At 34.1% G+C, this 14,033-nt stretch carries 13 protein-coding genes, 3 tRNA genes and 1 rRNA gene; 3 read left to right on the top strand and 14 right to left on the bottom strand.

All coding sequences use genetic code 11. The features are described 5' to 3' along the window. Positions 1 to 96 precede the first annotated feature (96 nt). Complete coding sequence (pflB, locus tag PBV87_RS14810; protein WP_053982778.1) at positions 97 to 2,325, top strand: formate C-acetyltransferase; 2,229 nt, start codon at positions 97 to 99, stop codon at positions 2,323 to 2,325. 73 nt (positions 2,326 to 2,398) lie between these two features. Next, positions 2,399 to 3,127: a pyruvate formate-lyase-activating protein gene (pflA, locus tag PBV87_RS14805; RefSeq protein WP_053982779.1), complete on the top strand. Its 729-nt coding sequence runs from the start codon at positions 2,399 to 2,401 to the stop codon at positions 3,125 to 3,127. 44 nt (positions 3,128 to 3,171) lie between these two features. On the opposite strand, the gene PBV87_RS14800 is transcribed toward pflA, so the two are convergent. Then, a complete protein-coding gene (locus tag PBV87_RS14800) occupies positions 3,172 to 3,831 on the bottom strand; it encodes a helix-turn-helix domain-containing protein (RefSeq protein ID WP_271012762.1) in 660 nt (219 codons plus the stop codon). A gap of 178 nt (positions 3,832 to 4,009) precedes the next feature. On the opposite strand from PBV87_RS14800, the gene PBV87_RS14795 reads away from it, so the two are divergent. Next, the gene (locus PBV87_RS14795; protein WP_271012761.1) at positions 4,010 to 5,065 is read left to right on the top strand and encodes an NAD(P)H-dependent flavin oxidoreductase; all 1,056 of its coding nucleotides are present in this window, start codon (positions 4,010 to 4,012) and stop codon (positions 5,063 to 5,065) included. 124 nt (positions 5,066 to 5,189) lie between these two features. On the opposite strand, the gene dnaB is transcribed toward PBV87_RS14795, so the two are convergent. From dnaB to PBV87_RS14730, 13 genes are all read right to left on the bottom strand, one after another. Continuing rightward, positions 5,190 to 6,521 (bottom strand): replicative DNA helicase, encoded by a 1,332-nt coding sequence (dnaB, locus tag PBV87_RS14790; protein ID WP_053982782.1) that lies wholly within the window; start codon positions 6,519 to 6,521, stop codon positions 5,190 to 5,192. Positions 6,522 to 6,545: 24 nt separating this feature from the next. After that, a complete protein-coding gene (gene rplI / locus PBV87_RS14785) occupies positions 6,546 to 6,995 on the bottom strand; it encodes a 50S ribosomal protein L9 (protein WP_053982783.1) in 450 nt (149 codons plus the stop codon). A gap of 1 nt (position 6,996) precedes the next feature. Beyond that, positions 6,997 to 9,003 carry a DHH family phosphoesterase gene (locus tag PBV87_RS14780; protein ID WP_053982784.1) on the bottom strand — a complete coding sequence of 669 codons (2,007 nt, stop codon included), beginning with the start codon at positions 9,001 to 9,003 and terminating at the stop codon, positions 6,997 to 6,999. Positions 9,004 to 9,020: 17 nt separating this feature from the next. Continuing rightward, positions 9,021 to 10,001, bottom strand: coding sequence for a DUF2232 domain-containing protein (locus tag PBV87_RS14775; RefSeq protein ID WP_053982785.1), 981 nt, complete (start codon positions 9,999 to 10,001; stop codon positions 9,021 to 9,023). 213 nt (positions 10,002 to 10,214) lie between these two features. Continuing rightward, on the bottom strand, positions 10,215 to 10,448 hold the full coding sequence (gene rpsR, locus PBV87_RS14770) for a 30S ribosomal protein S18 (RefSeq protein ID WP_053982786.1): 234 nt from the start codon (positions 10,446 to 10,448) through the stop codon (positions 10,215 to 10,217). 34 nt (positions 10,449 to 10,482) lie between these two features. Continuing rightward, positions 10,483 to 10,938 (bottom strand): single-stranded DNA-binding protein, encoded by a 456-nt coding sequence (locus tag PBV87_RS14765; RefSeq protein ID WP_053982787.1) that lies wholly within the window; start codon positions 10,936 to 10,938, stop codon positions 10,483 to 10,485. A gap of 28 nt (positions 10,939 to 10,966) precedes the next feature. Next, positions 10,967 to 11,257 carry a 30S ribosomal protein S6 gene (rpsF, locus tag PBV87_RS14760; protein WP_053982788.1) on the bottom strand — a complete coding sequence of 97 codons (291 nt, stop codon included), beginning with the start codon at positions 11,255 to 11,257 and terminating at the stop codon, positions 10,967 to 10,969. Positions 11,258 to 11,393: 136 nt separating this feature from the next. Then, complete coding sequence (locus PBV87_RS14755) at positions 11,394 to 11,588, bottom strand: DUF951 domain-containing protein (RefSeq protein ID WP_053982789.1); 195 nt, start codon at positions 11,586 to 11,588, stop codon at positions 11,394 to 11,396. Positions 11,589 to 11,777: 189 nt separating this feature from the next. Then, positions 11,778 to 13,454 (bottom strand): putative polysaccharide biosynthesis protein, encoded by a 1,677-nt coding sequence (locus PBV87_RS14750; protein ID WP_271012760.1) that lies wholly within the window; start codon positions 13,452 to 13,454, stop codon positions 11,778 to 11,780. Between the two features lie 136 nt (positions 13,455 to 13,590). Next, positions 13,591 to 13,661: transfer RNA gene (locus PBV87_RS14745), tRNA-Cys, on the bottom strand. A 4-nt stretch (positions 13,662 to 13,665) separates the two neighbouring features. After that, positions 13,666 to 13,783, bottom strand: a 5S ribosomal RNA gene (gene rrf, locus PBV87_RS14740). 2 nt (positions 13,784 to 13,785) lie between these two features. Beyond that, a tRNA-Glu gene (locus PBV87_RS14735) sits at positions 13,786 to 13,857 on the bottom strand. A gap of 7 nt (positions 13,858 to 13,864) precedes the next feature. Then, positions 13,865 to 13,936 (bottom strand) — tRNA-Asn (locus tag PBV87_RS14730). Positions 13,937 to 14,033 lie beyond the last annotated feature (97 nt).

Raw genomic sequence — 14,033 nt, 5'->3', positions numbered from 1 at the left:
AGCTAATAATTATTATTAGTTCCCATATTTAAGAATATATCTATGGTGAAATCAAATAATAAGCTTATATTAAATATTAAAGGAGTTGACCTTAGCATGTTTGAACAATGGAATGGTTTTGCAGCTGGTGAATGGCAAAAAGAAGTAAACGTACGTGACTTTATTCAAAAAAACTACACACCATATGAAGGTGATGATTCTTTCTTAGCAGGTGCTACTGAAAGAACAACAAAATTATGGAATGAAGTAGCTGAACTTATGAAAGTGGAACGTGAAAAAGGAATCTTAGACGTTGAAACAAAAATTCCTTCAACAATCACTTCTCATGGTCCTGGTTACCTTGATAAAGATTTAGAACAAATCGTAGGTTTCCAATCAGATGCACCTTTAAAAAGAAATATTATGCCAAACGGTGGTATGCGTACAGTTAAAAACGCACTTGAAGCTTATGGCTATGAATTAGATAAAGATACACAAGAAATCTTCTCTAAATATCGTAAAACACATAATGATGGTGTATTCTCTGCATATACAACAGCTATTAAAAAAGCTAGACACTCAGGTATCATCACTGGTCTTCCAGATGCATACGGACGTGGACGTATCATCGGTGACTACCGTCGTGTTGCATTATACGGTGTAGATAGATTAATCCAAGATAAAGAAGCTCAAAAACTTTCTCTTGAAGTACCTAACATGTCAGAAGACATCATCAGACTTCGTGAAGAAATTACAGAACAAATCGGTGCTTTAAAAGAACTTAAAGCAATGGCAGCAGGTTATGGTTTCGATATCTCTGCTCCAGCTCAGACAGCTCAAGAAGCTGTTCAATGGACATACTTTGCATACCTTGGTGCTATTAAAGAGCAAGATGGTGCTGCTATGTCACTTGGTCGTGTATCTACATTCCTTGATATTTACATGGAAAGAGATATCAAAGCTGGTACTTTAACTGAAGAAGAAGCTCAAGAATTAATGGATCATTTCGTAATGAAATTACGTATGGTACGTTTCCTTCGTACTCCAGCATACAATGATTTATTCTCAGGAGACCCAACTTGGGTAACAGAATCAATCGGTGGTATGGGTCTTGATGGACGTACACTTGTTACAAAAACAAGCTTCCGTGTACTTCACACATTAGTTAACTTAGGACCTGCTCCAGAACCAAACTTAACAGTACTTTGGTCAACACACCTTCCAAAAGGATTCAAAGATTTCTGTGCTAAAGTTTCTATCGAAACAAGCTCAATCCAATACGAAAATGATGACCTTATGAGAGCTTACTGGGGTGATGACTACGGTATCGCATGTTGCGTATCTGCAATGAGAATTGGTAAACAAATGCAATTCTTCGGTGCTCGTGCTAACCTTGCAAAAGCATTACTTTATGCTATCAACGGTGGTAAAGATGAAAAACACGGTGACCAAGTTGCTCCACAATTTGCACCTGTTACTACAGACGTACTTGACTTTGATGATGTTTGGGCTAAATTCGATAACGTAATGGATTGGTTAGCTGAAACATATGTAAACGCATTAAATATCATTCACTATATGCATGATAAATACTGCTACGAAAAATTAGAAATGGCTCTTCATGATAAAGAAATCCTTCGTACATTTGCTACAGGTATTGCTGGTCTTTCAGTAGCTGCTGACTCATTATCAGCTATCAAATATGCTACAGTTAAACCAATCAGAAATGAAGATGGTCTTGTAGTTGATTACGATATCACAGGTGAATACCCAGCATATGGTAACAACGATGACAGAGTTGATGATATTGCTGTTAAAATTACAGAAACATTCATGAACAAAATTAGAAAACACAAAACTTACAGAAATGCTTACCCAACTATGTCTATCTTAACAATTACATCAAACGTAGTTTACGGTAAGAAAACAGGTAATACACCTGATGGACGTAAAGCTGGTGAACCATTTGCTCCAGGTGCTAACCCAATGCACGGTAGAGATACAAAAGGTGCTGTTGCATCACTTGCATCAGTTGCTAAACTTCCATACCAACATGCAGAAGATGGTATCTCTTACACATTCTCAATTGTTCCAGGTGCTCTTGGTAAAACAGAAGACGAACGTATCAACAACCTTGTTGGTATGATGGATGGATTCTTCGTTCAAGATGGTCACCACGTAAATATTAACGTATTTGACCGTGAAACATTACTTGATGCTATGGATCACCCAGAAAAATACCCACAATTAACAATTCGTGTATCTGGTTATGCTGTTAACTTCATTCGTCTTACAAGAGAACAACAATTAGACGTTATCAACAGAACATTCCACGAAAAATTCTAATAGATAAATAAATTTATAAAGATAAGGGGATAACTTATCCTCTTATCTTGTTACATTACGGGAGGTATATGACATGATAGGCAGAATTCACTCAGTAGAAACCTGCGGTACTGTAGATGGTCCTGGGATTCGTTACATTTTATTTACACAAGGCTGCCCCCTTCGTTGTAAATATTGTCACAACCCTGATACATGGAAAATGAATGATGGAAAGGAAGAAGATACTAAAGATCTGATTCAAGACATTGTAAAATACAAGTCTTTCATGCAGTTTTCTGGTGGCGGTCTTACAGTAAGCGGTGGCGAACCACTTCTTCAACCAGACTTTGTAAAAGATCTGTTTATGAAGTGTAAACAAGAAGGTGTTCATACTTGTTTGGATACCTCTGGATTTGTTGATATCGAAAAAGCTAATCCTGTACTTGATTATACTGATCTTGTGTTACTTGATATTAAGTCATATAACCCTACTGTATTTAAAGAATTAACAGGGGTTCCTTTAGACCCTACATTAGCTTTTGCTAAACATCTTAATGAACGTAATATTCCTGTATGGATTCGTTATGTATTTGTTCCTAATATAACAGATAATGAACAAGACATTGAAGATTTAGCACAATTCTTAACTACACTAAATAACGTTCAACGTGTAGATATTTTACCATTCCACAAAATGGGTGAGTTTAAATGGGAACAACTTGGATATGAGTATTCCTTAATGGATACTGAGCAACCTTCAAAAGAATCAGTTGAACATGCTAAAAGTATCTTTAAAAAGCATAACTTACCTGTATTTGTATAAAAACCTTTTAATATGTTAAAAAGAAAAGAGTATGTAGTTTGCCCCTACATACTCTTTTCTTCTATTCCTGGTGATTTTCCTTTAAAAATTTTCTTCCATACTGATGTCTTTTGTCCGACTTGCTCTAAATCTGCTAATTGCTTTCTCATTACTTGCATTTCTCGCATTGTCTCATCTATTCTCTTATAATACTCTTCATCTTTGAGCTGTTGTGCTTCTTCAAGTTCCATAATCTTCTTGCTCATCATAATATCCATCTCTTGACTTAATTCATTTTTAAGCTGTATCTTATTCTCTTCCCCATACTCTACCAATGTCTGCTTTAACATTTCTTTAATAATTAAACTAAACTGTTTTACCTTTTGATCATCTTTATCTGTAATATCTATATCTATATCTGCAACTGTTGCTGGACGTGGATGTGTTATTCCTTTTATCGATGTTGCACTTACTTGTGATAATGATTCAATCCCTTCTTCATCTAATGTATGAATCACATTTCTAATTCCCTTTAATTCTAACCCTTGCTCGCGTAACTCTTTAATTTGTTGTAGTACTACTATATCTTTTTGTGTATAAATACGATGTCCTTGTGGATTTCTATGTATTTGTAAATCTAACTCTTTCTCGTAATACCTCAATACATACGCTTCAATGTCTAAAATTGTAGCTACTTCTTTGATAGTATAAATCTTTTCGTTCATCTCAATCCCCCTCAGCTTTAGTAACACACTCTTTTATTAAATTATACCATATTATTCCATTTTTTCAATATTATTTACTTTTTCTCTTCATATCATCTTTTTATTTAGTATTTATACTAGTTATATACTTTGAATTTCAAATTATTTGTAAATCAAATTTTATTAATTGAGGTGATTTATGTTTAATAAACAACTTATTATAGGTAATCTTAAACCGACATTTCCAGTCATTCAAGGCGGTATGGGAGTTGGTATTTCACTAAGCTCACTTGCAGGTCATGTAGCTAAGTGTGGAGGCATTGGAATTATTTCTGGTGCTCAAATCGGTTATAGAGATAAAGATTTTATAAAAGATCCTCTACATGCCAATTTAGTTGCTTTAAAACAAGAAATTAAGCAAGCGCGTGAAATTGCTTCTAACGGCATTATTGGCGTTAACTTAATGGTAGCCATGAAACACTATGCTGAGTATGTAAAAGCTGCTGTAGAAGCTAAAATAGACCTTATTATATCAGGTGCTGGACTTCCTCTAGACCTTCCTAAATATACAAAAGATAGTGATACTAAAGCTGTACCTATTGTTTCCTCAGCAAAAGCTGCTACTATCATCTGTAAACAATGGGACCGTAAATATAATTTTGCACCCGATGCAATTATAGTGGAAGGTCCTCTTGCCGGTGGACATTTAGGTTTCTCAGCTGCTCACTTAGAAAATTCTCCACTACTTGAAGATATTATTCTAGAAGTTAAAGAAGTAGTAAAAGAATACAGTGAAAAATACAATAAATCTATCCCTGTTATTGCTGCTGGTGGTATTTATAATGGCGAAGATGTAGCTAAGATGTTAGAAAAAGGGGCTGATGGCGTACAAATGGCTACTCGCTTTGTTACAACCCATGAATGTGATGCCTCATTAGCCTTTAAAGAAGCTTATATTAACTCTACTGAAGAGACTATAGGTATTGTTAAAAGTCCCGTAGGAATGCCAGGAAGGGCTATCCTTAACACCTATATTACTTCTCCACAAGGTAATAAAGCTTGTTTCTTTGATTGCCTTCATAAGTGTGGTGTAACAGATATTCCCTACTGTATCTCTAAAGCACTTATTAATGCTGTTACAGGAGATGTTGATAACGCTCTTCTCTTCTGTGGTAGCAATGCTTATAAAGCTACTAAGTTAGAATATGTTGAAGATATCTTTAATGAAATTGAATCTGCTCTTGTAATCGCCTAATTTTCATTCACTTAAATACTCTTATTACTTATTTGTATAAGATGATCTCTCGCAAATAATATTATTAATAAAAAGATAAGCACCCTATGCTATACAATATAGCTATAGAGTGCTTATCTTTTTATTATTCACGGTCTTTATTGGCAAACTTAGTATATTGTCCAAGCCATACAAGTTCTACTGTACCTGTTGGACCATTTCTTTGTTTAGCAATAATAACTTCACCGATATTTTTCTTCTCAGAATCTGCATGATAATATTCATCACGATAAAGGAACATAACAACGTCAGCATCCTGCTCAATCGCTCCTGACTCCCTTAAGTCAGATAACATAGGTCTATGGTCTGCACGGGCTTCACAGGCACGAGAAAGCTGAGATAGTGCTATTACCGGTGCCTGCATCTCACGAGCAAGTGCTTTAAGTCCACGAGAGATTTCAGAGATTTCTTGTTGTCTAGAATCTCCTTTAGCATTTCCTGACATCAATTGTAAGTAGTCAATCATGATCAAATCGAGGCCTTTTTCCATTTTTAATCTACGGCATTTTGCACGCATCTCCATTATAGAAATACCTGGTGTGTCATCTATAAATACATCTGCTGCACTTAGATTAGGAATAGCCATAGCGATACGGTCCCAGTCTTCAGGATCTAAGTTACCTGTTCTTACCTTTTGAGCATCTACTAATGCTTCCGCACATAACATACGGTTTACTAACTGGTCCTTCGCCATTTCCAGGCTAAATACAGCAACTTTTTTCTTATACTTAACTGCCGCAGTTTGAATTATATTAAGTGAAAAGGCTGTTTTCCCCATAGATGGTCTAGCTGCAACTAGAATTAAATCTGAAGGTTGCATCCCTGCTGTCTTATAGTCTAAATCTATAAATCCAGTAGGTACACCTGTAATACCACCTTTGGTTGTATGGGCTTCCTCAATTTTGTCAATTGCTGTTACAACAATTTCATTAATGTGAGAGAAGGCATCTGTTTGTACATTTTGTGTAATATCAAAAATCTGCTTTTCAGCAAATCCCATGATATCATGAATACCTTCATCGCCTTCATAACTCTTAGCACTAATATCTTGACTGGCTTTAATAAGCCTTCTAAGCATCGCTTTTTCTTGAACAATTTTAGCATATTCTTTAATATGTGCTGAAGTTGGTACTATGGTTGCAAGCTCTGCTAAGTAACTAATTCCTCCAACTTGTTCTAATACACCTTTTTCATCTAATCTATTTTGTATTGTTACCAAATCTACAGGGCTATTAGAAGTATGTAGTTCTACCATAGCTTCATAAATTTGTTGATGATCAGGTCTATAAAAATCTCTTGGTTTTAAACTTTCTGTTGCCACTATTAAGGCTTCATGGTCCATAATAATCGCACCAAGAACAGATTGCTCTGCTTCTATATTGTGTGGAGGAATACGCATTATTTGTGTTTCATCCATAAACGTTCCTCACTTTCTTCCTTATTATTTAGATTCAACTGTTTCTACTGTTACTTCAGCTGTAACTTTTGCATGTAATTTAATTTCTACAGTTTTAGTACCAATTGCTTTAATAGGTTGTGAAAGTTGAATTTTTTTCTTATCTACTTTTACTCCAAATACAGCTTCAATACTTTCTGCAATTTCTTTTGTTGTTACAGAACCAAATACTCTTCCACCTTCACCTGTTTTAATAGGAATGATTACTTTTTTATCATTAATAGATGCTTTTAATTCATTCGCATGATCTAATTCTTCTTGCTTTTTCTTATCTTCTGAGCGTTGTTCTACTTTTCTTTGATTCATGTTAACTGCATTCGCTTCTACTGCTAACCCTTTTGGGAAAAGAGCATTACGTGCATATCCATCTTTAACCTCTAAAATATCACCTTTTTTACCTACTTTTTTTACATCTTGTGTTAATATAACTTTCATCTTATTCACCTTCCTGTTTATAATCTTGAATCGCTTCTTTTAGTTTAATCTTCACATCTTCAATTGTACAGTCCTTAAGCTGTGCACCAGCAATGTTTTTGTGACCACCGCCACCTAACATCTCCATAATACGTTGAACATTAGTATCTCCTAATGCTCGTGCACTAATCATAAGTCCTTCACCACCTTCAGTAATAACGAATGTAGTTTGAATACCTTTTATGGTTAGAAGTTCATCTGCTACCTGTGCTGCTATAATATTAGAATGCTCATGCTTGCCTAATACAACAGCTACCGCTGTATCTTCTTCCCATATTTCAGCTTCTTTAATAGATGCTGCTTTTATTTTGTAAGTTTCCATATCATTTTGGAACAACATACGCACTCTTGTACTATCAGCCCCTGCTCTTCTCAAGAACGCTGCCGCCTCAAATGTTCTAACTCCAGCTTTAAAAGCAAAGTTCTTAGTATCAACTGTAATACCTGCTAAAAGGGCATCTGCTTCTATTTGTGTTAATTTAACCTTATCTGTTAGATAGATAAGAATCTCAGAAATCATCTCACATGTAGAAGAGATAAATGGCTCAATATATGTGAGCACTGCATCTTCAATATAATCCGTACTTAACCTATGATGGTCAAATACAACTACATTTTCCGCTTTATCAATAAGTTCTGGATGTTCTACATAACTCTTTCTATGCACGTCTACCATTACAAGTAATGTTTGCTTAGTTAATTCCTGGTCTGCCTTATCACTTGTAATAAATAAATCTTGGTACTCAGATTGTTCCATAATACGGTTGTAAAGCTCTTGTACTGCAAAGGTAGATTCATTTAATATGATATGTGCTTTCTTGCCCATAAGCGTTGCAGCTCTATAAACACCCATAGCAGCTCCAAGGCAGTCCATATCAATATTTTTATGCCCCATGATAAGAACCTTATCAGCATCATGAAGTAATTCCTTAAAAGCATATGCCTTAATTCTAACCTTAACTCGTGTACTTTTTTCAACTTCTTTTGTTTTACCACCATAGAATGTATATTTATCACTACGTTTGATAATAGCTTGATCGCCACCTCTACCTATAGCAAGGTCAAATGCAGCTCTTGCATCATCTTTTGATTCAGTAAGTGAATTAAAGTTACGTCCTATCCCAATACTTACGGTAACAGGTAAATCATTTCCAACTTGAATATGTCTCAGTTCATCTAGTATATCAAACTTACGACTTTGCATTTTCTCTAAGCTATCTTGAGTAAAGAAGATCATATAACGATCCCTATCAAACTTACATACTGCAACATCGTTGTTTTTAAACCATACATTAATCTTTCTATCAATAATCGCACCTAGCATTGGTCTTCTTACTTCTTCAATACTTTGCATGATCTCTTCATAATTATCTACATATATATAACCAATCATACAACGTTGTTTTTGAACTTCTTCTTCCAATAATTTATGGTCTGTTGTATCCATAAAATAAATGACATATTGATAACCTGTATTATTGGCATCCCAAAGAATTTTGTTACAGATGAGCTGATAATGCTTACTGTCTTTAATCACTTCTCGTTCATATATTTCATCTTGCTTAGGGAAATTTTCTATTTGCAAATCAGAAAAAATAGATCGAATATGCTTGTCTGCTACTTCCTCTTCTCCTATCATTTCTTTAAAAGAATGATTGCCCCAACATATGGCTCCTATTTTATCTAGTACCACTACTGGTATAGGAGAATCAACGAACATATCTTTTTTTATCTTGCTTAATACATCTACCTGATTGGTAATTTCCTTTTGCATTTTGAGCATAAGCCTATTTTCTAGTATAAAACTATAGGCTAGCATCCCTACAAATACTAATGCAGTAAATATTCCAATAAAAGTATTAAAATAAATACTTATGATTCCTTGTAAAATCCCTATAATAAAGCCAATTTGAGTAAATCTTAGGATATATGCCATATAACCTAACGAATTCTTTCTCTTTGTACTCATATTCACTACCTTCCTAACTAAACGATAATATCAACTTTTCTAAAATTAAATAAGGTATCTGCAAGGCCTACTAGCATCATTATAAAAGGCATCATAAAGAATACTAATACAGACAATACAATACTCATTGTCTTAGTTGTACTGTTGAGCTTGCTTTTTCTAATCAGCATAATTAAAGCTATAAAGCCTACTATCTGTAATAAATATACTGTAAAGGAATATAGATTCATAGCTAATGCTGCTGTAGTCATAGAGTCCTCCCCCACGAATAATGCAATAAAACTAGATATTACTAAAAGGATACCCATCCATCTAGAAAACTTAAACTGTACAAATTGGCTAAGTGGTAACATTCTCCACTTTTTAATACGCCCCATGAGTGTCATAAATATTGTGCTTACAACCCCTATTATTATTCCTATCTGAAGTAATAATGATGGATACAAATATTTTAGCATATCTACACTCATACTAAATTGTTTTCTCATAAGTAAAAGTTGCTCTTCCATATCGTTAGATATAGGTTGATTTTGTATCTTCATTGCTTGATTAATTAAAGCTGTATATTGCTCTTTTGCAGTATCTAAAAAAGTATTATACATTTGTATATAATCAATGTTAAAATACTTCATTCCTATAGCATAAAAACAAAATACTCCTACCGTACAAACACCTGTGTACATAGCTACTTGTGGTAGTGCTAATTTATTTCTATAACAAGTTACAAATATATGAGCAGGAACTGCCACACTTATAATATATAATAATGGTTCAGCTATACTTCTTGTTAAAAGGTATAACATAATTGAAATAATCAAATGTATAAGTAAGTCTCTTTTATAGTTTTTCTTATTACTCATTAAAAAGATTGCCATAGGCACCATGAGTATTGGTGTCAAAAAGATCAAAGTAGTAGAGTATATCCCTATTACTCCTAATAAAATATATATTGTTATCATCAATACTAATTTTAAATTTTGCTTTACTTGTTGATTCATAGTCTCTTAAGCCTCCTATACTGCGTATAAGTTGCCATGTATCTACTCATATATTTTCATATTATATCATAAATCAGAAATTATATATACCCCCTGTGTTTTAGGGTTTCTAGACAATAAAAAAAAGCACTGCCAAAGGCAGTGCGTGTGCATATTGTGTGTGCGCTTATTTGTCTCTCTATATAGTGCTGAATTGAATCTAATAATTACTAATTAATCTTGAGTGTATGGTAAAATTGCGATATGTCTAGCACGTTTGATTGCAACTGTAAGTTTACGTTGTGCTTTTGCAGAGTTACCAGTAATTCTTCTAGGAAGAATTTTACCTCTTTCAGAGATAAACTTTTTAAGTGTATTAATATCTTTATAATTAATCTTTTTGATATTATCACCAGCAAATTGATTAACTTTACGTCTTCTACGACCACGTCTTTTTTGCATTGCCATTGTATTTCCCTCCTTTACATTTTAAATGTTTTAGTTAAAATGGTAAATCGTCGTCTTCTTCCATAGTAGTAGGCATAAACCCATCTACCGGACTAGTTGAAGGAGGAGTAGACACAGGTGACATAGTATCAAGTGGGCTATTTGTCATAACGCCTCTTGATTCAGCTGAATTTTTACTCTCTGCAAAATGCTGCTCTTCAACAACGATATCAACCGATGTATGTTTAACTTTTTGTTGGTCTTCCCAACTATTAGTTTGGAGTCTACCTACGACTGAAACCATCTGTCCTTTTCTAAAGAACTTCTCGGCAAATTCGCCAGCTTTTCCAAAAGCAACTATATTGAAGAAATCCACATCGGGTTCTCCTTGTTTTGCAAATTGTTTTCTAACAGCTAGTCCATATCTTGCTACTGCAACTGGATTGGCTGATTGTGAATAACGAACTTCTGGATCACGAGTTAAGCGTCCCATAAGGATAACTTTATTCATATCATAACCTCCTTCTCATGGTTATTTATTATTTTTCGTCAAGACGTACGATTAAGTAACGAAGAACAGTTTCTGTAATACGAAGTCTGCTTTCAAGCTCAGCTGGTGTAGCTGTTTCAGCATTGAATTGGATAAAGTAGTAGAAACCTTCTTTTTGTTTGTTGATTTCGTAAGCAAGTTTTCTTTTGCCCCAATCATCAACATTAGTAACTTCACCACCGAAACGAGTGATTAATTCTTTCACTTTTTCAAGGTTAGCTAATTTTTCTTCTTCACTTAAAGTTGGGATAAATACTAGTGCTAATTCGTAGTTTTTCATCTTGGCACCTCCTTTTGGACTTTGGCCCTACATCTGTGTGTAGAGCAAGGATTAACATTACAGTTTAATATGATATCATAATTATATTCTTTATACAAGCACTTTAGATAAAAATAATACTGGATAATGTTACTTTTTAAGCTTGTATGTCGGCACTTTTAATTAATTTTTTTACACTTTTTTCAAATTTCTCGCGAGGCAACATAATAATATGCTGACATTGTTGGCAGCGCAATTTGAAGTCCGCTCCCACTCGTAGAACTTCCCAGGCATTAGTTCCACAAGGGTGCGGCTTCTTCATTTGCACTACATCTCCAATTTGATAGTTCACTTCTTTACCCTCCTTTGATTAATTACCATTTTTAATTCTTATTATACATGATTCCTCAAGAATTATAAATTAAATCCCTTTATAATAAAAAAGAGAACTTCACTATTATAAAAATAATCTCATTATCTAACTTTATAATGTAATTACCTTTGAATATTAAAAAGTAGACTGTTAAGCCTACTTTTTAACTTATATATTTTTTACATTTCTATCTTTGAATTTCTTTATATATTTATTAGCTAGTGGGATATATTGAATATCATCTAATGTAATTGTTTTAGTTAATATACATCCTATACCATAAATTAAAACTGCTACTGGAACTATAATTAATGTGGATCTTATTACACTATGTGTAACTATTATAAACCCTTTATATAGGAAGAAACTCATTACACCCATACCTATTGAAGTAATCATAGGTTTTGTGATTACTTGTTTCCATTCTATCTTAACCTTCAATATTCTTTTAATAGCTATTAGGTTAAGTATTGTATAAATCATATAGCAAATAGTTGTACTAATAGTTATTCCATAAATATGAATAGCAGGATTAGATAATAATGCTATATTTAAAATTATTTTTACCACCAACGCTATCATTACATATATTGTTACATAATATTGTTTACCTATTGCTTGTAATACACCTGTGGTAAGTTGAGATATGGTCATAAATATAATAGCTATTGATCCTACTGTAAATAGGCTACCACCATCCGGAGCTGAAGCATAAATCAATTGCATAATTGGCTCTCCAAATAAGGTTAAGCCAACTGTTGCTGGCATTGCAATAAGCATACCCATCTTTAGTATTCTATTGATTTTGTGTGTCAGTCCCTGTTGATCTTTTCTAGCATAATCACCTGCTATAGCAGGAATTGTAGAAGTTACAATTACAACAATAATCCCTACTGGTATATTAATAAACTGCGTATACTTACTTAGAAATTGCCCTGATAAACTTGTAACTATCGTCTGTGTATCCATGAGAGCAGCATTTGTAACCGGTATCCTACTAATCTCCCCTGCCCCCCTCAGATATTCTACCGTACCAGGTAAATAATGAAAGAGCATTGTATTATCTATTAATGTCATTAATGCAAATAAAGCCGCTGTCATTACGATAGGTATAACAGTAATAAGTAGTTGCTTTATAATATGTCTATTCGTTGGATATATAGATTTAGTTACACCTATATCTTCTATTTTATTATATTGAGAAGCTGTCATTTTATATATAACAGCTATCGTTATAGTTCCTGCTATAGCTCCTATTCCTGTTCCTAATGTACTTCCCATAGCAGCTACTTTAACACCATATGGAAGGAACAATGAAGCTAATACTACACTGAAAATAGCATTAAAAAGTTGCTCTACTGTCTGTGAAATAGCTGTAGGCATCATATTACCCATTCCTTGAAAATATCCCCTCATGACTGCCATCAAACTTACTATAACAACTGTTGGTGCTAGTGCTTTTAGAGGAAGGACTATATCTTCCCCTCCTTTTAAAAGATGAGCTATTTTATCAGCTCCAGACCATAAGCTTAAAGCTAAAATTACACTTATACCAGCTGTATAAATAAATGTAATTTTAAAGATCTTCTTAGCATCATTATAAGCTTTAAGGCTTATACATTCTGCAATTAATCTAGCAACAGCATTGGGAATCCCTAAACAACTTATTGTGATGATTAATATATATACTTGATATGCAAGCCCATATATGGCATTTCCTACATCCCCCAATATGTTAACAATAGGAATTCGATACAGCACTCCTATTATCTTACTTATAACTGTTGCAATACTTAAAATAAGAATACCTTTAGCAACTTGCTTACCTGTAATTTTCTCTTCCATCTCTTGGCCTCTATTCCAATTATATCTTCTTTCAAGTTCTATCTATGGATTATAATATGGTACTCTTTAAATGTCTAGCCAATATAACTTTCTACATAACAAAAAACAGCTTAGATATTATCTAAGCTGTTTTTAAAGGCGGCAACCAGATTTGAACTGGTGATGAAGGTGTTGCAGACCTCTGCCTTACCACTTGGCTATGCCGCCGTAAATTTGGCAACCACTTACTCTCCCGGGCCGTCTCCAGCCAAGTACCATCAGCCGACTTAGTCTTAACCTACGTGTTCGGTATGGGAACGGGTGTGTCCCTAAGTCGCATCGTCACCAAAAATGACCCATAGGAGAATCGAACTCCTGTTACCGCCGTGAAAGGGCGGTGTCTTAACCGCTTGACCAATGGGCCTTACAAACTCCCCGAGTAGGGTTCGAACCTACGACCCTTCGGTTAACAGCCGAATGCTCTGCCGCTGAGCTATCGAGGAATATTATTTTAAGAGGCCCACTAATTAAGGGGTTACTCTTAAAGTATATGCAATAAATTTTATTTTATGCATTATACTTTCAAAACTAAACATAACC

It is taken from the genome of Holtiella tumoricola (assembly GCF_027857615.1).
Taxonomy (GTDB): Bacteria; Bacillota; Clostridia; order Lachnospirales; family Cellulosilyticaceae; genus Holtiella; species Holtiella tumoricola.
The sequence above is the reverse complement of the archived record's forward strand: the minus strand, read 5'-3'. Positions and strand labels throughout refer to the sequence as shown.

Bases quoted from the DNA above. Each gene is read 5' to 3' on its own strand.
- PBV87_RS14800 (WP_271012762.1), bottom strand. From the start codon at position 3,831: ATGAACGAAAAGATTTATACTATCAAAGAAGTAGCTACAATTTTAGAC.
- dnaB (WP_053982782.1), bottom strand. From the start codon at position 6,521: ATGGATGAAACACAAATAATGCGTATTCCTCCACACAATATAGAAGCA.
- PBV87_RS14780 (WP_053982784.1), bottom strand. From the start codon at position 9,003: ATGAGTACAAAGAGAAAGAATTCGTTAGGTTATATGGCATATATCCTA.
- PBV87_RS14775 (WP_053982785.1), bottom strand. From the start codon at position 10,001: ATGAATCAACAAGTAAAGCAAAATTTAAAATTAGTATTGATGATAACA.
- PBV87_RS14765 (WP_053982787.1), bottom strand. From the start codon at position 10,938: ATGAATAAAGTTATCCTTATGGGACGCTTAACTCGTGATCCAGAAGTT.
- pflA (WP_053982779.1), top strand. From the start codon at position 2,399: ATGATAGGCAGAATTCACTCAGTAGAAACCTGCGGTACTGTAGATGGT.
- PBV87_RS14795 (WP_271012761.1), top strand. From the start codon at position 4,010: ATGTTTAATAAACAACTTATTATAGGTAATCTTAAACCGACATTTCCA.
- rpsF (WP_053982788.1), bottom strand. From the start codon at position 11,257: ATGAAAAACTACGAATTAGCACTAGTATTTATCCCAACTTTAAGTGAA.
- rpsR (WP_053982786.1), bottom strand. From the start codon at position 10,448: ATGGCAATGCAAAAAAGACGTGGTCGTAGAAGACGTAAAGTTAATCAA.
- PBV87_RS14750 (WP_271012760.1), bottom strand. From the start codon at position 13,454: ATGGAAGAGAAAATTACAGGTAAGCAAGTTGCTAAAGGTATTCTTATT.
- pflB (WP_053982778.1), top strand. From the start codon at position 97: ATGTTTGAACAATGGAATGGTTTTGCAGCTGGTGAATGGCAAAAAGAA.
- rplI (WP_053982783.1), bottom strand. From the start codon at position 6,995: ATGAAAGTTATATTAACACAAGATGTAAAAAAAGTAGGTAAAAAAGGT.